Below are 22133 nucleotides of genomic sequence, written 5' to 3' on the forward strand. Positions count from 1 at the left end.
CAAACGATGCCAATTCATCGCATCCAAAACAACCAACGTGATCGCCGCGGAGCGACGATGGCATTGGTGGCTGTGTTGCTGCCGGTGTTGCTGATCATTTCCGCCTATGCGATCAACATCACCTACATCGAATCGCTCAATACCGATGTTCAGATCGCATCGGACGCCGCAGCGCATGCGGCGCTAAAAGAGTATGTGTTGACCGACGGTGACAAGGCCCAGGCGCTTACGGCGGCACAAACCGCGGCATCGTTGAACCCAATCGGCGAACACGTCATGCCGGTCGGTGAAGGGGATTTGGATGTCGGTGTCAGCAACCGAAACGCATTGGATTCGACGCATTCGTTCACACCGGCAGAAAACGGCAATGCGATTCGATTCGTGACACGTTCACTGGCCAACAGTAACAACACCAACATCAAGCCGCTGTTCCCGACGTTCGGAACCAATTTTCAGTTCAAGACACAACGCGAAGCGATCGCCACCCAAGCGGCGATGGATATCAGCTTGGTGGTCGATCGCAGCGGATCGATGGCATACGCGGCCGACGAAGTGGCCCAGTACCCGCCGGCGCCCGCGGCCGCACCGGCCGGGTGGGATTTTGGACAACCGGTGCCACCCAGCGCACGTTGGTTGGACTTGATCGCAGCGGTCAACACGTTCAAACAGCTGATCGAAGCTTCGCCGATGGAAGAGTACGTGGCGCTGTCGACCTACAACAGCAATCCGGCCACTCCCGTTCGTCTGACGAACGACTACACGGAAGTCATGGATGCGTTGCAGGCGATCTCGGTCAGCTTTGAAGCCGGCGGGACCAACATTGGGGGCGGGATGATGGAAGGATCCGCCGCGGTGACCGACCAAGCCTTGGGACGTCCTTTTGCCACCAAGGTCGTGATCGTGATGACCGATGGGATTCATAACTACGGAAAAGATCCCGTCAACGCCGCCTACAGCCTGTATCACAACGGGATCACCGTTTTCACCATCACGTTCAGTGATGAAGCGGATCAAAACAAGATGAAAAAGGTCGCCGACATCTGTGGCGGCCAACACTTTCACGCCGTGACCGCGGCTCAGCTGGCGGACGCGTTTCGTGAAATCGCCCGTCGTTTGCCCAGTCTTTTGACCAAGTGAGGCATGTTGATGTTATTCATAAAACACTCTCGCCCGAGAACTCCGGTGCAACGATCTGGTAACGATTCGGCTGGGAGAACGGGGGCCGCTGCGGTCGAATTCGCATTCTGTTTGGTATTGTTGGTGATGCTGATTTTTGGCGGCATCGAACTGTCCCGCGCCAGCATGTTGAAACACGTCGCCGACCACTCGGCCTACATCGCGGCAAGAACCGTGATCGTTCCGGGCTCCAAGTCGTCCACGGCCAAAGACATGGCCAAGGATTATTTGGCCAAGCACGGGATCAATTCGGCGACGATCACGGTAACGCCGGAAACGCTGGGCGAATCGGACACGTCGGTCAACGTGTCCGTGAAGATTCCTGTTTCGGAAAACGTTTGGTTGTCACCCCAGTACACCAGCGGCGATGTGGAGGGGCACTGCACGTTGATGACCGAACGAGCGCCCATCGTGCTGGCAAAATCGTTGCCGACGCCTCCACCCCCGCCGCCTCCACCACCGGAACCCGACCCGGAGCCAGAGCCGGAACCCGAACCCGAACCGGAGCCGGAGCCGGAACCAGCACCGGAGCCTGAGCCGGCACCCGAGCCATCGCCACCCCCACCGCCTCCACCACCTCCGCCCCCGCCTCCTCCTCCACCCATGCTGTAAGGCGATGGGGGTGAAAGGGCGAACGTCCACTTCAACGATCGACGCCGGTGATCAAATTTTGGTCGCCGGCGTTTTTCGTGATGCTCGTTCAGTGAATCATCCATGTCGCAACTTTGCTAACATGCAGTCCGGTTAGGTTTCGATTCGAGCGGACGGACACGATGGTCAAAGTCAACAGCGGCGGCGGATGGCGGGCAATCGCCTATTCATTCAAGAAGGGCCGTCAAGCCGGCGGGATGTGGAAGTTCTACCGGGCGCTGCGCAGTAAGAATGCGTGCAAAACCTGCGCACTGGGCATGGGCGGCCAGAAAGGCGGCATGGTCAACGAGGTCGGGTCGTTTCCCGAGGTCTGTAAGAAAAGCATGCAGGCCATGGCGTCGGACATGCAAGGCGGAATCGATCCAAACTTTTGGAAGCAGAACAGTATCGAATCGCTTCAGCGTTTGACGCCACGCGAACTGGAATATCTGGGACGTTTGGTGCATCCGGTTCGCTATCGCCGCGGCCAATCCCACTTTGAAACGATCACTTGGGAACAGGCGTTTGACACGATCGTCGGCAAGCTGCGTGAAGTCACACCGGACGAAACGTTCTGGTACTTCAGCGGACGCAGCAGCAACGAAGCCGGTTTCCTTCTGCAGTTGATGGCACGTTTGTATGGCACCAACAACGTCAATAACTGCAGCTACTACTGTCACCAAGCCAGCGGCGTGGGCCTGAATTCCAGCGTCGGCAGTGGGACGGCGACGATCCAGTTGGAAGACTTGGAACACGCCGATTGCGTCATGCTGATCGGCGGGAATCCGGCCAGCAATCACCCGCGATTGATGAGCAGCCTGTTGAAGGTGCGTCGGTCCGGCGGCAAGGTCATCGTCATCAATCCGGTCCGCGAGACAGGATTGATTCGGTTTCGCATTCCCAGCGACCCGCGTTCGCTGTTGGGCGGGTCAAAGATCGCAACCCACTATTATCAACCTCACATCGGCGGCGACTTGGCGTTGTTGTGGGGGATCGCCAAAGCCGTGCGTCAGGCTGGCAGGGTGGATTTGGATTTCTTGTCGCAACATTGCCGCCATCATGACGAATGGTTGGCGGCGGTCGATGCCATGGACTGGGCGGAGATCGTTGCGAAGTCGGGCGTTTCGCAAGCCGAGATGGAAGAGATTGCGGACGTCTATGGTCAATGCAACCGCGCGGTGTTCGCCTGGACGATGGGCATCACGCACCATCAGCACGGCGTGTTGAATGTTCAAGCGATCTCTGCGTTGGCGTTGTGCCGCGGGATGGTGGGGCGACCGGGCAGCGGATTGATGCCGATCCGTGGTCACAGCAACGTCCAGGGGATCGGCAGCGTGGGGGTGACCCCGCGGTTGAAGAAACAGATCTTTGATGCCTTGCAAGAAAAATACGGCATCCAGTTGCCCACGAGCGCGGGTAAAGACACGTTGGCGTGTATGGAATCTGCCCACCAAGGTGACTTGAAAGTCGGGTTCTGTTTGGGCGGGAATTTGTACGGCAGCAATCCGGATTCGGCTTATGCCGCGGCCGCTCTGTCCAACTTGCAGATGAACGTGATGCTTAGCACGACCATGAACACCGGGCACGTTCACGGGCTGGCCGACGACACGATCATCTTGCCAGTCTTGGCCCGCGATGAAGAACCCCAGCCGACGACCCAAGAATCGATGTTCAACTATGTTCGGTTGTCCGATGGTGGGCCGCGGCGTTTACCGGGGCCACGAAGCGAGATCGATGTGATTTCCACCATCGCGTCGCGTTTGATGCCCGATACTCAGGGTGTCGATTGGACCGCGATGGGACAGACGTCGACGATCCGCCAGTGGATCGGCGAAGTCATCCCAGGATTCGAAAAGATCAAGTCGATCGATCAGAGTAAGGAAGAGTTCCAGATCGCCGGACGCACGTTCCACCAACCCAGCTTTGGGACCAAGGATGGCAAAGCGATTTTGCACGTCCATGCGTTGCCGCCGCTGGCCGCCGAAGGTCCGGGACGATTGCGATTGATGACCGTCCGCAGCGAAGGCCAGTTCAATACGGTGGTGTACGAAGACGAAGATTTGTACCGCAATCAGACTGCGCGAGACATCATCTTGATCCATCCCGACGATTTCCCCACGCTGGGAATCCAGCCGGAATCTCGCGTTACCGTTTCCAGTGACACCGGCCGGATGGAAAACATTTTGGCGCGACCTTATCCCGACATCCGCTCGGGAAATGCGTTGATGTACTATCCGGAAAGCAACGTTTTGGTTCCCAGGTCGATCGATCCGAAAAGCAAAACACCGGCATTCAAGGGCGTGGTGATCACCGTGACCCCACAAGAACGCGGCTCGGTCGCACCGGCGGGATGATCTGTCGCGGGCCCAGGCTTGCCAGGACGTGAAAATTCGCAACAGTACGGTGGGGCACGACGAACGCCACGAGTTTTGACACCTGAACCTTTGCCAACGCGAAAACGCGACGCGACATGATCGACGAAATCGTCCAGGACATTGAAGATTGCGATGACCCCCGTGAACAGTTCGAACTGTTGATCGAGTTGGGGGATCAAGCCGAATCGTTGGACGATAAGTGGAAGATCGAAAACTTTCGCGTCCAAGGCTGCACGTCCAACGTCTGGCTGGTCGCGTTGCCCGATGATTCTTCGCCCAGCGGGTTGAAATTCCTGGCCGACAGTGACGCGCATTTGGTCCGCGGCTTAGTCACGCTGGTGCTGTATCTGGTCAAGGACAAGACCGCCGAAGAGATCGCGGCGTATGATTTTGAAAGCAAGTTTGAACAGCTGGGTTTGGCTCGCCACCTAAGTTCCGCTCGCAGCAACGGTCTGAAAAGCATGGCCGACCGAGTTCGGCAGCTATCGCAAATGCCCGCCGAATAGCGCAAGGTCACCTTTCCGCATCGTCGCCTTTCGCTCCGCGAAAGATGCGTTCGGATATTTAGCACTACTTTCGCGGAGCGAAAGGCGACGATTTTTCGCATGGAAAAGGACGATGCTTGGCGAATGCTTTGATCCAAATGCACCAATTTCGATCAGCGAACACTCCCGCCCTCATTGGGCCCAAGCCGGAGCCGTCGTATTCATCACATTTCGCACTCAGGATTCGATCCCGCAAGAGACGTTAAACCGCTGGGAACGCGAAAAGGTTGACTGGATCCGACGAAACACGGGGCGAACAGAGCCAACGTGGCGATCGTCTTTCTCGAAACTGACCGATGACCAGCGTCGTCGTTTCCTCAGGGAATTCAATCGGCATCGAGAGGCATATCTGGATTCGTGTCAGGGGCGATGTCCGTTTCGCGATCCGACACTCGCACGAATTGTCCATGACGCCCTGCTATTCTTCGATGGACAGCGATATCGAATGGGGGACTTTTGCATCATGCCAAATCATGTTCATTTGCTTGCCAGCTTTCGGTCGCAACAGTCACTTATCGAACAATGCGATTCTTGGCTTCATTTCACCGCCAAAGAGGTCAACCGAGCACTTTCACGAAAGGGAAAGTTATGGCAGCAAGAGCCGTTTGATCACTTGGTCCGGAGCCCTAGACAATATGAATACCTGAGGAATTACATTCGCCTTAACGGCCCCAAAGCGAATCTTGCACACGGCGAGTATCTGTATCGTCGTTACCGCAGTTAGTTTTGCACATCGTCGCCTTTCGCTCCGCGAAAGTAGCGCTAAATATCCGAACGCATCTTTCGCGGAGCGAAAGGCGACTTTAGCGACTCTAGCCCTGCCAGCCGCGTTCGGTGGGGGCGTCTTCGTCGGTGATTTTGCCGACTTCCATGACCGCTTCGATGGTGGGCGGATCGGGTTTGAAAGATCCCGGTCGATAACCTTTGGCGATCGTCAGCGGCGACCATCCGTGTCGATTCTTGTGGTTCCATATTTCCGGATCCGCGCCCAGCTTGGCCACCAGTCGAACGATTTCGGGATAGCATCGATAAGCGGCTCCGTGCATCGCCGTTTCACCATTCTTATCAACGTGATTGATGTCCAATCCCAGTTCTACCAGCCACTGGACCGCTTGTCGGACTTCGTCGATCGTGCCCGGATGTTCGCCCACGTGATGAACGCCGACACCGGCGGCCACCATCAGCGCAGTGCAGTCGTCGTGGTTGGTGATCATCGGATCGGCGCCGTGGTCCTGCAACAATTGCATGTAGGGTAAGTCACAGGTTTGGCTGGCCATCAAGAACGGTGTCGCGCCACGTGTGTTGAAGCGGGCTTTGCCGGGTGCTTTGCCACGACGCAATTTCAGGTTCACGTCGGCGCCCGCATCGATCAACTTGGCGGCAAATTCAAGACTGGAGACGTTTCCGTGAATCTGCGGCGGCGGGTCGCCTTCGGGGGTGTCGCCGACTTGCGGGCGACGGACCCAGGCCAGTGCGTGCAGGGGCGCGAATTCGCTGGACTGGTCATTGGGGTCGGCGCCACGTTGGACCAACCGCAGTGCCAGATCGAAATGGCCACTTTCGACCGCCAGCATCAAAGCCGTCATGCCTTTGCGCGGGTTTCGCCCCGACGTGTTTTTGGGTTCCATCGCCGCCGAGATGTCGACACCGTGATCGAGCAAACGCATTGCGGCTTCGATATGGCCGTTGCGACAGGCAAACATCATCGGTGTGAATCCCGAACGCAGCGATTCATCAATGTTCGCACCACCGGCGATGAGTCGATCGATCGCATCGGCGTTGCCGGCCGCCGCGGCCCACATCAATGCCGTTTGGCCGCTGCGTTGTTTCGCGTTCACGTCGGCTCCCTGACGCAGCAGCGTGTCGATCACGTCCACGTCACCGCCGCGTGCCGCCAGCATCAAGCACGTCACCTTGCCGGCGGTGGTCAGATCGGGTGATGCACCGGCAGACAACAAAATTTTGGCGATTGTCGCGTCGCCATTTTCACAAGCGATCGCAAGCGGGCTGATGGAGTAATCCGTCACCGCATCGACGTCGGCCCCGGCGTCGATGATCGCGGTCACCCAGTCCGATTTACCGTGCCGTACCGCCCAGTGAAGTGCCGTCATGCCGTCGGGTTGACGCTGTTTGACGGAAACTTCATTCAGCGAATCGAGCGCATCGGTTCTGCCGGCTTCCAGCGCATCGACCAAGGATCTTGAATTCGATGAATGCGTTGTGGGGGCCGATGATTGCACATCCGCAGCGGATGCAGCGATCGCCAAAATCATGCCCATGACGATTGCCGGAAAGACAAACTGGATTCGCGTCATACCGAGAAGCTTTTGCGATTGTTGGAACGTCAAAGCGGCAATCATTCAAAACGATCCGCGTCAGAGCGATGGCGGGCGACGATCGATCAAACGTTGACCGGGTCGAACAGGTCTTCGACACGACCGGTGCTGTCGGCGAAGGTTTCCAAAGGCACGCCGACTTTGTTCAAAAGTGTCAGGTGCAAGTTGGAAAGCGGTTCGGGGTTTTCGTAGCGAATGTGACGTCCGCCACGCATCTTGCCCGCCGCACCGCCGGCAACGACCACCGGCAAGTTGTGATGGTCGTGCGCGTCGGGGTCACCCATCCCGCTGCCGTACATGTAAAGCGAATGATCCAACAGATTGCCGTCGGCCTCGGGGGTCGCGGCCATCTTTTCCAAGAACTTGGCAAACAACGAAATGTGGTACTGGTTGATCTTGGCGACCTTGGCCAGCTTTTGTGGATTGTTGCCGTGGTGGGTGACCGGATGGTGCGGTTCGGGAACACCAATTTCGGGATACGTCCGAGTGCTGGATTCGCGTGCCAGTTGGAAGGTGACGATGCGAGTGATGTCGCCGCGGAAGGCCAGCAACTGCAGATCGAACATCAATTCCGCGTGATCCGCATAGGCGACCGGGACGCCGACCGGGCGGTCCAAGTCGGGCAACGGGTTGTCCTGCGCCGTGCGTTCGGCGTGTTCGATGCGTCGTTCGACTTCGCGAATGCTTTCGATGTAGTCGTCGATCTTGTTGCGGTCGTCGGATCCCAAAGCCAGCTTCAAACGCTTGATCTCATCGGTGACCGAATCCAGCAGGCTGGCCCGAGCACGCAGCGCCTCGGCACGTTGCTCGGGCGTGCCGCCTTCGCCGAACAAGGTTTCGAACACGATCCGCGGATGCGCCTCGGCCGGCAACGGTGTCGTCGGCGATGACCAAGATAAATTGTTTTGATAGACACACGCGTAACCGTTGTCGCACTGGCCGACGGTGGACAACAAGTCCATCGAAAGTTCCAGCGACGGCAATTGAGTTTGATGTCCGAATTGTTTGGCGGCGATCTGGTCGACGGTGGTGCCCAGGTAGTAATCGCTGCTTTCGGTCAGTTTGGCTTGTGCCGCACTCAGAAACGCGCTGTTGCTGGTCGCGTGAGACCCGGGATAAGCGTTCTGCAGGTGCATGTTGCTGATCACCGTCACCTGGTCTTTGACGCTTTCCAGCGGTGCAAGGCTGGACGGTAACGTGTCCAACGATTCGCCCTCGGGCGTCCACTGGGCCGGATTGAAACCCATTGGAATGTAGATGTATCCGACGCGTCGCAAGTTCTTTGCCGCCGCCGGTGTGGATTCCGCGGCGGTCAAACTGGGAACCATCGCGTCGAGCAGCGGCAAGGCGATCGTCGCGCCCAAGCCACGCAGCACGGTGCGACGAGGCAACGATGTTCGCGTGACGTATTGGCCGAATCGCGAACCGGAATTCGAAGGGCGTTTCGGTGACGTCATGACGGGTCCTTGGGCGGATGGTAACGAGATTGAAACGGCCGGCTGGCCACGATGTTTCGAATGATTGACGAAAAGCGATAGTCGTTTTGGGCTGACTCGGAAACGATCCGGCGGACCGCAGCGGCATCACGATGATCCACACCGCGTCCCAGGGCGTAGGTCAGCATCTTTTCCACCAGACACGTGACGAACATTTCGGGATGTCGGGTCAAACTGGCTTCCAGGTCTTTCACCCCGGTGACCTCTGTGCCATCGGGCAATGTCCCGGACGAATCGACCGGAGTGTCATCGGCATCAAAGCGGCGGTATCGTCCGACCGCGTCGTAGTGATCCAGCGAGAAACCCACCGGATCGATCAACGCATGACAGGACGCACAGGCCGGGTTTTCACGGTGGGTGGCCAAGCGTTGGCGAAACGTTGCGTCGGTCAGACTTTGTTTTTCTTTTAGCGCCGGTACGTCCGGCGGCGGTGGCGGGGGCGGGGTACCGACCAAGTTTTCCAACACCCAGTTGCCACGGATCGTTGGTGACGTGCGGGTGGAATACGACGTTACGGCCAGGATGCTGCCGTGACGAAGCAGTCCGCCGCGATTCGAATCGGGGGAAAGATCCACGCGTCGGAAATGGCTGCCGACGACACCGGGAATTTCGTAGTGAACCGCCAGACGTTCATTCAGGTACGTGAAGTCGCTGTCGATCAGCCCCAGCACGCTTTCATCGTGTTCTTTGATGTGACGGAACAGCGATTCCGTTTCCGTCCGAAACGCACGCCGCAGGTTTTCGTCAAAGTCGGGGAAACGCCGTAGGTCAGGCTTCACGCCGTCCAGGTTTTTCAAATACAGCCACTGGGCCGCAAAGTTGGTCACCAGGCTGTCGCTGCGTGGGTCATCGAGCATTCGCCGGACTTGCTTGTCCAAGACCTCCGCGTCGCTCAGCCGGTTCGATGCCGCCAGATCCAGCAATCCTTCATCCGGCAGACTGGCGTACAGAAAGTAGGACAGCCGAGACGCCAATTCCGTATCGCTGACGCGGTGCAGCCCCGCGGTTTCCGCTGGTCGTTCGATTCGAAACAGAAAGTGTGGGTTAACCAGGATGGCGGCGATGCCTCGCTGGATGCCGAATTCGAACCGGCCATCCGCGGTCGAGTTGCTGCGATGCGATACGGTGGCCGACTTAGACGTCGTGACCGTGGTTTGAACCGCGTCACGGAAGAACTTGATGGGAACCGCTAAGTCGTCCGGGCCGATTTGGCGTCGATACGCGTGTCGCAACAGCTTTGCGAAAATCGTTTCCGCCGCGGCAAGCTGCGACGCCAGCGAATCGTCGTCGGGGCGGACGGTAAAGATCCGCCGCCGGCTGGGCGTGTCGACGGGGCTGGCGGGCTCCGGTGTAATCGGCTGTGCGCTATGGGCGCTCTGAGGATCAGTTAACGGGCCGACCATGCTGACTTCGAACAATGCCGGCTGTTGCCGTGGGTGTCGGTGCCGGTTGTAGGCCGCGTCGAAGGGCTGGCGTTTGATTTCTCGCAGCGATTCACCTTGGCTGACAAACGTCACCGCAATGTCATGCGGTCCGGCCGTGATCGGAACGCGAACTTTCAAGTTGGTGTCGACGTGCGTGAAGTCTTTGCCGTTTTCCGGCGGCTGGATATGAAACCGGTGGTGTCGATGGCGGTCGACCAAGACATCCAAGTCGTGAGGCCGATACAAACCTTCGACCATTTCATCACGGTCGCGGGTCAGGCGGACGGCGATTTCGTAGATACCGGATTCCGCAAAGGTGTGTCGGATGTTCGTGCCGCCACGTGTGCCCAGGGGCAGCCCGGGCAAATGGTGTTCTTGAGTCAAATCGGCAGGCAAGCGAACCGTCAAGCCCATCGGCGTTCCGGTCGGCCGGGCGACCGCGATTCGGCTGATTTTTTCGGCCGCCGTCAAATACCGGCTCATCAAAGCCGGCGATAATTCACCAACCGTGATGTTGTCAAAACCATGGCTGGATTCGTCTTTGGGAATCCAACGCGTCGCATCGATTTCGATGTCCAGTAAATCACGAACACTGTTTTGATATTCCGTTCGTGTCAGACGACGCATCGAATCGCTGGGCGTCAACGTTTGCTTGGATTCAGCAACACCATCCAGCACGCCCGCCAAAGCTTTGGTGGCCACGGCGTATTCGTCATCGTCCGGACGGTACGCATCGGCCGGTGGCATCTGGCGCGACGCCACTCGTTTGTAAATGTTTTCCCAGCCCGACCATTGTCCTGTCTCGTCGTCCCAGCTTGCTTGACCGATCGGTGTGGTTTCCAAATCCAGTCCGCCGACCGCGTCGTCGGCGTTGTGGCAATCCAGACAATACGATTCGACGAACTCGGTCACCACACGCACTTGGTCGCCCGAAACCGTTGCCGGCGGATCGGCCGATGCCGGGGGATTGGCGACCGCCAAGAAACACCATCCGAACGCCAGGATGCACACCAGTGAACGAAAGACATGTCGGATTATCGCCAAGCGACATGGCCGACGCTTGGTCGGTGCAGCGTTGTCAAAGGCGGGCGCACGACGGTCCGGAAGATCCGTTCGAGTCATAAAATTCAAAGGCGGGAAAAGGAATCGCGATGAGAGCGGGGGGCAGGAGGGCACCATCAATCTAACACAGTCTTCATCCCGATTCACGGAGAATTCTGAAGTCCTCCGGGCATCGTGGACGGTCGACCGCCCGCAGCCTTCGATGCAATCGGCCGGACTGATAAACTTGAACTCGGAAAAGCGAAGGACCCTTTCGCTGGAATGGACGACTGGATCGAGTTTCCAAAACACCACAACTTGAGATGGCAATGAAAATCCACCAACGGATTCGGACGGCTGTGATGACGACGACGGTGATGTTGACGCTTTCGGGGGCTTTGGGCGGTACGGCGGTCACGCTGTATGGTGACGAAGGCATGTACCTGTTCAACGATCTGCCCAAAGAAACGTTGAAATCACGGCACGACTTTGAAATCACCCAAGCTTGGGCCAATCACCTGCGATTGTCTTCGGTACGTTTCAACAGCGGCGGATCGGGATCATTCGTGTCCAGCGATGGTTTGGTGTTGACCAATCATCACGTCGCCAGTGACACGTTGCATAAATTGTCGACGCCCGAGCGCAATTTGATCGATGACGGATTCACCGCGCGATCGATCGACGAAGAATTGAAGGCACCCGATCTGGAATTGAACCAATTGCATTCGATCGAAAACGTGACGGATCGAGTCAACGCGGCGGTCGACGACGATGCGGATCCGGAAACCGCGTTCAAACAACGGCGTGCGATCATCGCGACGATCGAAAACGAATCTTTCGAATCCACCGGGTTCCGCAGCGATGTGATCACGCTGTTCGGTGGCGCACAGTATCACCTGTATCGCTACAAGAAATACACGGACGTCCGATTGGTGTGGGCACCGGAAACGGCGGCAGCTTTTTTCGGTGGTGATGCCGATAACTTTGAATACCCACGATACAACTTGGACGCGACACTGATGCGCGTTTACGAAGACGGGAAACCGGCCAAGCTGGAACACTTCTTGGCTTGGAACGATCAACCTTTGCAAGGCGGCGAATTGGTTTTCGTCAGCGGCAACCCTGGTCGAACCCAGCGGATCTATACCGTCGATGCTTTGCGATATTTGCGTGACGATCGTTTGCCGTACGTGTTGGATTATCTGCGCCGCAAGGAAATTTTGATGCAGCAATTCAGTCTGAACGGTGCCGAAGCCAAGCGTCGCGGCCGTGATGAATTGTTCGGCATCCAAAACGCCCGCAAGGCCTACACCGGCATGCTGGCCGGTCTGCAGAATCCGCAAACGTTTGCCGCGAAGAAAGGTCGCGAGGACAAATTGCTGGCCGCGATTGCGGACGACGCATCCTTGGCACCGTTGGCCGACGCATGGCAGGACGTCGCCAAACTGCAGAAGGAAAAGGCCGACATGCTGGATCAATCGGTAAACCTGCGAAGTTCCCTATTCAGCTTGGCGATGAACACCGTTCTGTTGGCCGAAGAAGACACCAAGCCTAACGAACAACGCCTGAGCGAATTCACCGATGCGGGACGCGAATCGTTATTGCAGCGTTTGTTGTCCACCGCACCGATCTATGACGATTTGGAAACGATCAAGCTGGCCGATGAATTGTCGCGATTGATCGAAGTCCGCGGTGCCGATGACGATTTGGTCGTGGAAATCTTGGCCGGCAAGGGACCACGGGAACGGGCGGCGGAAATCGTTGCGGGAACGCGAATGGACGAAGTCCCGTATCGAAAGGAACTGGTCGACGGCGGACGCGCCGTGGTGCTGCAAAGCGACGACCCGATGATCCAACTGGCGCGTTGGTTGGAACCGGAATACCGACGCATCCGCGAGATCAACGAAAAGATCGACGAACGCGAACGCCAGGCGTACGCCAAGATCACCGAAGCGACCACCGCGGTGGAAGGCACCGGTGGCTATCCCGATGCGACGTTCACGTTGCGTTTGGCCTTCGGGACGGTCAAGGGATACGACGAAGACGGCAAATGGATCGAACCGACCACCGACTTTGCCGGTGCGTTCACCCATGCGGCCGATCACGAGGGCCAGGAAGACTTTGATTTGCCGTCGCGTTGGCATGACGCCAAAGACCGTTTGGACCTGTCGACCCAGCTGAACTTTGTCTGCACCGCTGACATCATCGGCGGAAACAGCGGCAGCCCGGTGGTGGATCGCGACGGCAAATTGGTCGGGCTGATCTTCGACGGCAACATCCAAAGTCTGACGGCCGATTACCTGTACAGCGATGAACAGGCACGTGCGGTCAGCGTTTCGGCGGTCGGGATTCGCGAGGCGATCGAAAAGATCTATCAGGCACCCGATTTGGCCAAATCGCTGGGGCAATAGGCTGGGCCATCAGGCTACGGCGATCGAACGGGGCAATGGAGAAGTTGCCATTGGGCGACGGGGGTCGAGGCGGTTGCGTCAAGAAATTTCGATTTCTTTGCCAAGACCCGCCCCCGATCGTCGAATGGGCGGCAACCGGTGCGATGCCGTCGTTGTCGTCCCGAAGCCCGATCGGTTGTCAGGCTTCGCGGCGGATGTCTCCACAATCGAAATCATCAAAGTCCACGAGGCGTCCGATGAATCCGTTTTCGCTGTTCTCTTCCGGCAAACTGCCCGAGGAAGGCGTATCGCTTTGTAATAGCGAACGGACGATTTGGACGCTGGAGGACGTCAGTGGTTCGGTGACGATGATCAACTTTCGTCGTCCCGGCAAACGCTGTTCATGGAATCGTCGCTGGTTCCGCGGCAGCATGATTGCGACCGAGAAACGTCTGGTCGCTTTTGCCTACAAGACGCGTCTGATTCATGTCCCGTTTGATGATCCGCGTTGGGCTCAAATCGACGTGCAATTGCCCAACGGTCGGACGCTGTTCATTGGTCACGACGCGTCGTTGTTTCATGACGACTGGTCGGGGACGTTGGAATACCGTTTCAAGGCCAGTGGCAAGACGCGATTTCGTGATCTGGTCCAAACGATGACGACTTAGGGGAAGCGTTTTGATCCGGTGGGCGGATCGGTGGGCGGGTGAATACAATTCCACCCATGAACAACGCTTTTCAACTTTTCATCCTGTTGTTGGTCGGTGCGACATTGCCGGCCATGATCGTCGCCATGTTGGCGATCTATCCGATCCGGCGGCACGCGATCCGTCTGGGGTTGATGGACCGTCCCGGTGGTCACAAGGCGCATACCCAGGCCACGCCGCTGGGCGGCGGCATCGGCATCGCACTGGGCGTTGTGGTGACATTTGCGATCGCAACCTTGGCGGTTTTCTGGACCGGTTGGATCGACGGACTGCCGGAATCTTTGGCCGGCCGAGTGGCGATTTATGCCGACGGTGCCCAGACGCGAATCGGAATGCTGTGGTCCTTGATCGGTGCCGGATTGGTCCTGGTCGTCTTGGGGTTTGTGGATGACCGTCGGGGTCTGCCTTGGCAATTTCGCTTGGCGGTCCAGTTCGGCGTCGCGATCTTCACCGTCTATGGGATGGGCATCGGGCTGACCGCGTTCATCGGTCTGGCTTGGCTGACCAAGTTGATGTCGGTGCTGTGGATCGTGGCGGTGATCAACAGCTTTAACATGCTGGACAACATGGACGGATTAAGCGGTGGCGTGGCGGCGGTGATCGCCACTTCGATGGCCATCGTGATGATCAGCACGCCTGATCCGGCAACGGCCAAGCCACAATTGTTGGTCGCGGCGTTTTTGATGGTGGTGCTGGGGGCATTGCTGGGGTTTTTGTGGCACAACCGACCCCCGGCAAAGATATTCATGGGCGATACCGGCAGTTACCTGGTCGGCTATCTGATCAGCGTTGCGATGCTGATGGCCACGTTCGCCGGTGGCGGTGAAGGACGACCGCACGCGGTGTTAGCGCCGCTGTGTGCGATGGCGGTTCCGCTGTACGACATGTGCACGGTGTTGTGGATCCGCATCCGCGAAGGACGCAGCCCATTTCAGGCCGACCGACGCCACTTTTCACACCGCTTGGTCGAACTGGGCATGACGCGACCGCGAGCGGTGGTGACGATTTATTTGGTCACCGCGACGTGCGGTTTGGCCGCGATTTTGTTGACGCACGTCACCGTGCTGCAGGCCATCACGGTCCTGGGCATCGTCGGATGCATGTTGTGGTTGATCGGGATCTTGGAATCCACGCGTTGGAATCAGTGAACTATCGAACCGCGACGCCAAGGGCAGAGTTGATGATCGCCGCGCCCGGTTTTTGATACAGCATCACGACATCGTCGGGCTGGATGTCGATTCGTTCCTTCGGATCATGCATTGCGCGATCCAAGTCGACGCGAATGTTCATTTGGCGACCGTCGGGCAACTTGCGAAGTATCACTGCTCGGGTGGCCGAACGCAGATAGGCTTGTCGGCCCGACATCAACACCGCACCGTCTTGACCCATCGGGCCACCGGGCGAAGCGCCGACCATCGCAATGGCTTCGACGATGTCCAAGTCCTCGTCACGCGGCAACGGAACGCGACCGCCCGGCAACAGGCCACCGGTGTAAAAGTATTCGCGTCGTTTGGGAACGAACAACACATCGCCTTCGTTTAGAATCACATCATTGGGGCCGAACGGCAACGTTGCGTTGCGAATCATCAGCGGGATGCGAACGATGTCCGGCATGATTTCCAGCGTTCCGCTTTGTCCGCCCAGCGAGGGACGTTCGACATAGTCGTTGACCAATGCGTTGGGGTTGGTGCTGTCCAATAATCGGTCCGCAAAACCGCCGGCGCGGATGACATAGACTTCGCGTGCCGCGTCGGTACCGGGCAATCCACCCGTGGCCGCCAAGGCGTGCAAAACGTCGTTTTCATAGATCGGCAAGTCGATCACTTGACCGCTGCCGCGATGGGCTTGGACGACCGCACTTTGGCCGCTAAGGGTCATGTTGCCGGCCGGTGAATCTTCACGCAAAACGACGACGCGTTGGGTGCGTGGAATCAGCAAGCCGACGGTGATCTGGCCTTGGCCCTGCAACAGGACGTTTTGTTTGTAATAGGCCGCCCGAATCGTCTCGGTCGCCTCGGTCAACGTCAGCCCTTGGACCGCCAGTGGCTGGATCAACGGCAAATCCAATGTTCCACCGCTTTGCACTTTGATCGGCAATCCCGTCGACGGTGCCACGACGTTTCCGTTGGGCGGATAGTATCGTTGGTTCAAACCTTGGTTCTGTTCAACGATCGGCGTTTCGTTTTCACCCGGCGGGAACACGCCAAAGATGTAGACCGATAACACGTCGCCCGCACCGATGCGGTGTTGGTCGACCGGATTTTGCCCCAGTTTGGTTTGCGGAACGGGCACCAAGTCGTCACGGCTGCATCCGAACAGGTCGGGTGACAGACGGTTGGCCGGAATCGATTCGCCGTCCCAATTGTTCCAGTGGAATTGGCATCCCGTACTGAACAGCGTCAGTGTCACCAGGATCCACACGGCGGCGGATTCAGTCAGGCTTCGCGGATGAATCATCGGTTATGCCAGTCAGGCGTTGTCGGGTCGTGGGGGGGGAGGAACGACAACCGGCGCGGCGGGCCGATCAGGGTTGTGCCGGGGGATTGGTCGGCGACATGTCCATCACCGGGACGTCTTGGATCGTCGTCGAAGATGAATCGCCGAAGGATTCGATCACGGTTGATCCGACCGGAGTCGATGGCGATACCGTGGGGGCGGATTCAATCATTTGTTCCGAGATCAGCATCGATGATCCCGCGTCGATCGCACAGCCTCCGGTGCAAAGGCTTGATCCACAAGAACAACGTGGCATCGGACAGCAATCCGATTCGTAAACTTTCAAATGGTGCGTGTCGGGCAATTGAGCCGCGCGAGCCGCACCGTCATGCCAGCCTTCGTAATAGGCGGCACGACGGCGGTCACAGTCTTTCAAGACTTGTTTGGGATTCCAGTACCGTTTGGGGGCGATCGCCGGCGGACAATTCGGACCGCCCGTGGTCACCTCGTTGAAACCGTCCAGCCAACCGGCGCGATAGTCGCTCGGGAATTCCGATTGCCGGGGCGATGGGCGACGTTGAAACTCCATCCAGCCGCGAAACCGCTGCGACGTTTCATAACGACAGTCTTGCATCGACGCACAGCCACCGGAGCACGTCAGGGCGATGGCGAACGTCAGCTTGACGACGAACGACGACAACCGAATCACGGTGCCATACCGTGTCGGGGCCGTTGCCCGTGGATCGCTGGGTGCCGAAGTCGTCATGGCGTTTGGTGGGGAGGAAGGGGGAGGGTGCTTCGTCGACGATTCCGAGTTCAAAAGCGCAACACAACGCTCCTATGCACCTGGTCTTCGGCACCGCGTGGATACGGTCCTGAGAAGATTTAACGATTACGCAGATTTTTCTGGCGATTTTCTGACTTTCGGCTCGATTCGCTGAACATCCGCTAACGATTCGCCGATGCGGAAGCGATCCCGGCCGATCTCTGGTTCCGTTCATGCAGCATGCAACGCGGACGATTCACTGCGGACGACCCACTGTTCGGCTGTATCGGTTGTGACAGAAATTCAAGTTCTGACGCTTCTGGCGACGATAAAGCTGACAGTGACGCCGCACTGGGGCACCTGACTGGGTGGTGAGGTCTTTTTAGGTTTTCGCACGACAGAACCGCGAACCCCGGTGGCTCAGGGGCGCAGTCCGACGCCTTCATTGCAACCGAGACGACAGTTTCATGCCGCACCGTTCCTCGGCCGCCGGACGCAGCACGACGCCGTCACCGGGCGCAAGGTCGGCCGCCGGCGGATCGTCTGGTGCAGCCGCGGCGGCGCAGCGGAGGCGGCGATTGCCGGCCGGCATCGTGTCGCTGGAAGCCCTGCATCCACCGACCGGCAGCACGGATTCGAATCTGCGGTTGGACGCGGCACACGCGGTGGTCGCCGAATCCGACGCCGCGTCGTTTTCCACTGGGCACGATGAACCGGATCCATCGGATGACCTGACCCGTGTCGGCCGCTTGACGGTGGTACGCAGGTTCTTGCACGCGACGGTGACGGCGGTGCCATTGTGGATCGCCGATGCGACGATGCTGTTGGCGATGCAGTGGATCGTCATCACGGTCGCCCAGCAATGGACGACTTGGGACGCGACCATTTCCCTTGCCACCGCCACGATCTCCACGGTCACGCTGTACGCGGCAATCGGGATTCCGCTGGGACTGTTGAACGTGCCGGGCCAAAATCCCGTCACCGAACTTCGCATGGGAATCCAATCGGCAGGACTGGCCGGATTGATCGTGACCTACGGATACGTTTTCGCCAGCCAGCCGGTGGCTGCCCGCGTTTTGGCTTGTGCTGCCTGGGTTGCTTTGACGGTCGGCCTGTTTCCGCTGGCGAGGATCTTGGGCCGGGGCATCCTTTCCCGCTTTTCGTGGTGGGGGGTTCCGGCGTTGATCATCGGCGATGGTCGTCGAGCCATGCTGTTGCACCAATACTTGCAACGATCCGCGTCGCGAGGCGTTCGATCGCTTGGGATCCTTCAGACCCAGCCGACCTTTGCGGTGTTCGGACAAGACGGATCCATTCGGCCGCGACGTCCGGCCGACGTTTTAGGCGGCATCGGCGAATTGCCGCATTTGAATGAGACCCACGCATTTCGTTTGGCCGTGGTGGCGACTGAAAACGTTTCACGCCGTCAAGCCGCGGCCGTCGCCGATCAGGTTCAGTCACAGGTTCCCGAAGTCATTCTGCCGGTGTGCGAACAGTTGCCCAGTCTGTGGTGTGAAACCGGTGATGTCGGTGGGTTCATGTCGGTCCGCATGCGCCACCGTTTGCGTCGGCCGTTGCCCGTGTTGGTCAAGCGGATCACCGATGTCGCCGGCGCGGCGGTGTTGTTGGTCGTGTTGGCACCGCTGGCCGCCATGATCGCATTGTTCATTCGCTTCGTTTCGCCGGGGCCGGTTTTCTATTCGCACGAACGGATCGGCAAAGGCGGCGTTCATTTTCAGGCGTGGAAGTTTCGCACGATGGTGGTCGACGCCGATCAGCGATTGAAACACCTGTTGGACAGCGATCCCGATCTGAAACTTCAATGGCAGGCGGATCAGAAACTGCGTCAGGATCCCCGCGTTATCCCGGTCCTGGGCAACTTTTTGCGCAAGTCCAGTTTGGACGAGCTGCCACAACTTTGGAACGTCTTGTGGGGCCAGATGAGCCTGGTCGGGCCGCGACCGATTGTTGAATCGGAGATCGAAAAGTATCGCGGCGAATTTGAGCGTTACCTTGCCGTGCGGCCTGGCATGACGGGATTGTGGCAAGTGTCCGGCCGTAACGACACGACTTATGACGAGCGCGTCGCGCTGGATCGCTTTTACGTTCGCAATTGGTCGTACTGGCTGGACTATTACCTGCTGTTGCGAACGATCCGAACACTGTTGTTACGCGAAGGGGCTTACTGAAAAGTTTTTGTATTGCGGACGACGAAGTGACTTTGAAGCCGCAAAACGCTGGAAAAAACGGTGTGGGGGGCTCTGGATCCGCACTGATCTGATTCGTCCGATCGGCCTTGACCTGGCGGCTCGGATTCCGCTACGCCGCAAACCCCCGGTCTGTCCATTGGACGCACCGCCAAACAGAGTATCGACGTTCCATGACAGGATCCACTTCGGTGACACAGCATCAACCCAACCGACGCGGCGGTTCGACCGAATCGCCTCGCACCGGACTCGGTTTGCCGCTGCGCAATAGCGTCGAAGCGATCAACCTGCCACAACTGATCGCACGCCAGCGATGGTTGATTCTGTTTCTTGGCAGTTGCGGGCTGGCGATGGGCGTGGCCTATGCGACGCACGCCGAGGTCTTGTACGAATCGCAAGCCAAAGTCTTGGTGGCCCAACGTTCGGCCGGCCTGAACAATTCCGGCACGGGCACCGATGTCGTCGACGAAGACGTCTTGGCCAATCACATGGGACTGATCCGGTCACGAAAAATCGTGTCCGAAGCACTGGCCGAATACGGTCTGATGGAATTGCCGTCCTTGATGGCAAAGGTCAGCGACGAAACGGACCAGGTCGATTACGTGATTCAGAACACGTCGATCGGCAAAGGCGGCGACGGGTCGGCTCGCAGCGCAGCGATCATGAACATCACGCTGCAGCACAACAGCCCCGAAGACGTCCAAAAAATCCTTGCGGCCATCATGCGGCGCTATGAACGCTTCATCGTGTCGCAAGTGGAAAGCGTCATGGGGGAAGCGGGCCGTATGATTCAAGACGCCAAGCGTGCGTTGGAAGCCGATCTGCAGGAGGCCGAAGAAGAATACTTGGTCAGCCGGCAAAACGCGCCGCTGTTCTTCCAGGGTGAAGGCAGCAGCAACGTCTACCAGGATCGCTATCGCCGATTGTCCGAGGAATTGTTGGAACTGGACATCCAACAATCCACCATGCGGACGCGTTTGGATCGGGTTCGCGAATCTTTGAAACATATCGGAGGCGGTTCGGATCTCAGCGATCACTTGGACAAACTGGCGCTGATCGACAGCGACAGCCTGGAACGCCTGGGGGCGTTTGCTGGTCTGCAAGTCTCCGCATCCAATTCGGCCGAATTTAAGGCGGCCATGCCCGCCAAAATGGAAGAAGCTCGGGCACAGGTCACCCGGCTGTTGATGCTGAACGCCGAACGTGAAAAGCTGACCGCTGTCTTTGGGTCCGGACATCCGAAGGTCCGTGAAATCAACAACGAGATCCAGCTGGTCGAAGACTTCGTTCGTAAAAGCAAAGAACAAACATCCCCCGAGATGGCGTTCGGCAGCCAAGCGATCAAACCCGACGCGTTGCTGCGTGCCTACATCGGATTCATCGAACACGACATTGCCGCGATCGGTGAACGCCGAAAAGAATTGATCGCGTTGACCACCGATGCGGAAAGCAAAGCCAAGGAACTGATCGAATACGAGCTAAAGGACTTGGTCCTGCAGAAGAAGATCGCGCGTCACGAAGCCATCTTTGACGGCATCGTCGGTCAGTTGCAAGAATTGAACACGGCCAGTGGGCTTAGCGGGTTCCTGTATGAATTCTTGGAAGTCCCCCGGCTCGGCAAACGCGTTTGGCCCAATGTTCCACTTTGTTCGCTCGGTGGATTGGTGCTCGGGTTGTTGTGCGGCATGGTTCTGGCCGTCGGTAACGAATTGCGTGACAGCCGGTTCCGCACCGCACAAGAGGTCGACGAAGCGATCGGCTTGCTAAACCTGGGACACGTCGGGCAGATGTCAGCGATTGATCAGGGTATCGCCGGCTTGGTTGCCACCGACGGGTCGTCCGAATCGGAGGCGTTTCGTCTGGGACGGACGATCTTGCTGCCTGATATCAAATCCAAAAAGGTTCGCAGCATTGGATTCACCAGTTCCATGCAGGGCGATGGCAAATCAACGATCGTTGCCAACTTTGCCCAAGCATTTGCACAGGTGGGGCTGAACGTCGTCGTGGTGGACTGTGACCTGCGGCGTCCAAGCCAACATCGTTATCTCAGCCTGCAAGATCAGCAGGGGATGTCCGAGGTGCTGCAAGCCAAATTGCCGTTGGCCGATGTGATTCAGCCGACTGAAATTGAAAATTTAAATGCCATCTCGGCAGGCAAAACTCCAGAGAACCCGGCGGAACTACTGCAGGGCGTCAACCTGGACAAGGCGATCGAATCGCTGTCAAACCATTTCGATTTGGTCCTGGTCGACCTGCCGCCTGTCCTTGCGGTCAGCGATCCGGCGGTCGTGTTGCCGCGACTGGATGGCGCGGTCTTGGTCGTTCGCGTGGCGCGGATTCGTCGCGAACAATTGGCCAATGCGATGCAGCGCTTGCAATCCACGGGCGCGAACTTGATCGGTTCGATGCTGAATGTGGTCGGTGCGGACAAGGAATTTGACGCGGGCGTTTCGCAATACGGTTACTACCGAAACGATTACACGCGGTCGTCCAGCCAGCGTAAGCGTGGTCGCGCCGCGTCCGCCACGGGCTCCGTCAACAACGCCGCCTAAGGTGTCGGCAATCACTACCGTATCCAAAACCGATGACACGACACGAAGACTC

The 22133-nt window shown here is 58.1% G+C and carries 15 protein-coding genes; 10 read left to right on the forward strand and 5 right to left on the reverse strand.

Annotated features, from left to right (window positions below; all coding sequences use genetic code 11):
• Positions 1-6 precede the first annotated feature (6 nt).
• The 5 genes from HFP54_RS11600 (at position 7) to HFP54_RS25605 (ending at position 5450) form a co-directional block, all read left to right on the forward strand.
• A complete protein-coding gene (locus HFP54_RS11600; RefSeq protein WP_235951680.1) occupies positions 7-1137 on the forward strand; it encodes a vWA domain-containing protein in 1131 nt (376 codons plus the stop codon).
• Between the two features lie 45 nt (positions 1138-1182).
• Positions 1183-1788: a TadE/TadG family type IV pilus assembly protein gene (locus HFP54_RS11605; RefSeq protein ID WP_315853880.1), complete on the forward strand. Its 606-nt coding sequence runs from the start codon at positions 1183-1185 to the stop codon at positions 1786-1788.
• A gap of 161 nt (positions 1789-1949) precedes the next feature.
• Positions 1950-4160 (forward strand): FdhF/YdeP family oxidoreductase, encoded by a 2211-nt coding sequence (locus tag HFP54_RS11610; protein ID WP_168565262.1) that lies wholly within the window; start codon positions 1950-1952, stop codon positions 4158-4160.
• A 116-nt stretch (positions 4161-4276) separates the two neighbouring features.
• Positions 4277-4687, forward strand: a complete 411-nt coding sequence (locus HFP54_RS11615) for a SufE family protein (RefSeq protein ID WP_168565263.1) — start codon at positions 4277-4279, stop codon at positions 4685-4687.
• A gap of 502 nt (positions 4688-5189) precedes the next feature.
• Positions 5190-5450: a transposase gene (locus tag HFP54_RS25605; RefSeq protein ID WP_235951682.1), complete on the forward strand. Its 261-nt coding sequence runs from the start codon at positions 5190-5192 to the stop codon at positions 5448-5450.
• Between the two features lie 88 nt (positions 5451-5538).
• Here the strand turns inward: HFP54_RS25605 and HFP54_RS11625 are convergent, their stop codons facing one another.
• From HFP54_RS11625 to HFP54_RS11635, 3 genes are read right to left on the reverse strand one after another with little or no spacing between them, the layout of a single operon-like run.
• The gene (locus HFP54_RS11625; protein ID WP_168565265.1) at positions 5539-7086 is read right to left on the reverse strand and encodes an ankyrin repeat domain-containing protein; all 1548 of its coding nucleotides are present in this window, start codon (positions 7084-7086) and stop codon (positions 5539-5541) included.
• Between the two features lie 41 nt (positions 7087-7127).
• Entirely contained in the window at positions 7128-8519 is a 1392-nt protein-coding gene (locus HFP54_RS11630; RefSeq protein WP_145296899.1) for a DUF1552 domain-containing protein, read from the reverse strand.
• Positions 8516-11104: a DUF1592 domain-containing protein gene (locus HFP54_RS11635; protein ID WP_168565266.1), complete on the reverse strand. Its 2589-nt coding sequence runs from the start codon at positions 11102-11104 to the stop codon at positions 8516-8518. The genes HFP54_RS11630 and HFP54_RS11635 overlap by 4 nt, the downstream gene beginning before the upstream one ends.
• A gap of 281 nt (positions 11105-11385) precedes the next feature.
• Here HFP54_RS11635 and HFP54_RS11640 point away from each other — a divergent pair, with 281 nt between their 5' ends.
• The 3 genes from HFP54_RS11640 to HFP54_RS11650 all read left to right on the forward strand — a co-directional run bounded on the left by HFP54_RS11640 (position 11386) and on the right by HFP54_RS11650 (position 15268).
• A complete protein-coding gene (locus HFP54_RS11640; protein ID WP_168565614.1) occupies positions 11386-13434 on the forward strand; it encodes a S46 family peptidase in 2049 nt (682 codons plus the stop codon).
• Between the two features lie 236 nt (positions 13435-13670).
• Positions 13671-14081, forward strand: a complete 411-nt coding sequence (locus HFP54_RS11645; RefSeq protein WP_168565267.1) for a hypothetical protein — start codon at positions 13671-13673, stop codon at positions 14079-14081.
• 56 nt (positions 14082-14137) lie between these two features.
• Positions 14138-15268 carry an MraY family glycosyltransferase gene (locus HFP54_RS11650; RefSeq protein WP_197137494.1) on the forward strand — a complete coding sequence of 377 codons (1131 nt, stop codon included), beginning with the start codon at positions 14138-14140 and terminating at the stop codon, positions 15266-15268.
• Between the two features lies 1 nt (position 15269).
• Here HFP54_RS11650 and HFP54_RS11655 read toward each other — a convergent pair whose 3' ends face one another.
• A complete protein-coding gene (locus HFP54_RS11655; protein ID WP_168565268.1) occupies positions 15270-16577 on the reverse strand; it encodes a polysaccharide biosynthesis/export family protein in 1308 nt (435 codons plus the stop codon).
• 67 nt (positions 16578-16644) lie between these two features.
• The gene (locus tag HFP54_RS11660) at positions 16645-17322 is read right to left on the reverse strand and encodes a hypothetical protein (protein ID WP_168565269.1); all 678 of its coding nucleotides are present in this window, start codon (positions 17320-17322) and stop codon (positions 16645-16647) included.
• 467 nt (positions 17323-17789) lie between these two features.
• On the opposite strand from HFP54_RS11660, the gene wbaP reads away from it, so the two are divergent.
• On the forward strand, positions 17790-19511 hold the full coding sequence (wbaP, locus tag HFP54_RS11665) for an undecaprenyl-phosphate galactose phosphotransferase WbaP (protein WP_168565270.1): 1722 nt from the start codon (positions 17790-17792) through the stop codon (positions 19509-19511).
• 191 nt (positions 19512-19702) lie between these two features.
• Positions 19703-22081: a polysaccharide biosynthesis tyrosine autokinase gene (locus HFP54_RS11670; protein WP_168565271.1), complete on the forward strand. Its 2379-nt coding sequence runs from the start codon at positions 19703-19705 to the stop codon at positions 22079-22081.
• The last annotated feature ends 52 nt before the right edge of the window (positions 22082-22133 follow it).

The sequence above is a fragment of the Crateriforma spongiae genome, assembly GCF_012290005.1.
Classification (GTDB): Bacteria; Planctomycetota; Planctomycetia; order Pirellulales; family Pirellulaceae; genus Crateriforma; species Crateriforma spongiae.

Bases quoted from the DNA above. Each gene is read 5' to 3' on its own strand.
- HFP54_RS11655 (WP_168565268.1), bottom strand. From the start codon at position 16,577: ATGATTCATCCGCGAAGCCTGACTGAATCCGCCGCCGTGTGGATCCTG.
- HFP54_RS11650 (WP_197137494.1), top strand. From the start codon at position 14,138: ATGAACAACGCTTTTCAACTTTTCATCCTGTTGTTGGTCGGTGCGACA.
- HFP54_RS11640 (WP_168565614.1), top strand. From the start codon at position 11,386: ATGACGACGACGGTGATGTTGACGCTTTCGGGGGCTTTGGGCGGTACG.
- HFP54_RS11625 (WP_168565265.1), bottom strand. From the start codon at position 7,086: ATGATTGCCGCTTTGACGTTCCAACAATCGCAAAAGCTTCTCGGTATG.
- HFP54_RS11635 (WP_168565266.1), bottom strand. From the start codon at position 11,104: ATGACTCGAACGGATCTTCCGGACCGTCGTGCGCCCGCCTTTGACAAC.
- HFP54_RS11630 (WP_145296899.1), bottom strand. From the start codon at position 8,519: ATGACGTCACCGAAACGCCCTTCGAATTCCGGTTCGCGATTCGGCCAA.
- HFP54_RS25605 (WP_235951682.1), top strand. From the start codon at position 5,190: ATGCCAAATCATGTTCATTTGCTTGCCAGCTTTCGGTCGCAACAGTCA.
- HFP54_RS11610 (WP_168565262.1), top strand. From the start codon at position 1,950: ATGGTCAAAGTCAACAGCGGCGGCGGATGGCGGGCAATCGCCTATTCA.
- HFP54_RS11600 (WP_235951680.1), top strand. From the start codon at position 7: ATGCCAATTCATCGCATCCAAAACAACCAACGTGATCGCCGCGGAGCG.
- HFP54_RS11645 (WP_168565267.1), top strand. From the start codon at position 13,671: ATGAATCCGTTTTCGCTGTTCTCTTCCGGCAAACTGCCCGAGGAAGGC.
- HFP54_RS11660 (WP_168565269.1), bottom strand. From the start codon at position 17,322: ATGACGACTTCGGCACCCAGCGATCCACGGGCAACGGCCCCGACACGG.
- HFP54_RS11670 (WP_168565271.1), top strand. From the start codon at position 19,703: ATGACAGGATCCACTTCGGTGACACAGCATCAACCCAACCGACGCGGC.
- HFP54_RS11615 (WP_168565263.1), top strand. From the start codon at position 4,277: ATGATCGACGAAATCGTCCAGGACATTGAAGATTGCGATGACCCCCGT.
- wbaP (WP_168565270.1), top strand. From the start codon at position 17,790: ATGCCGCACCGTTCCTCGGCCGCCGGACGCAGCACGACGCCGTCACCG.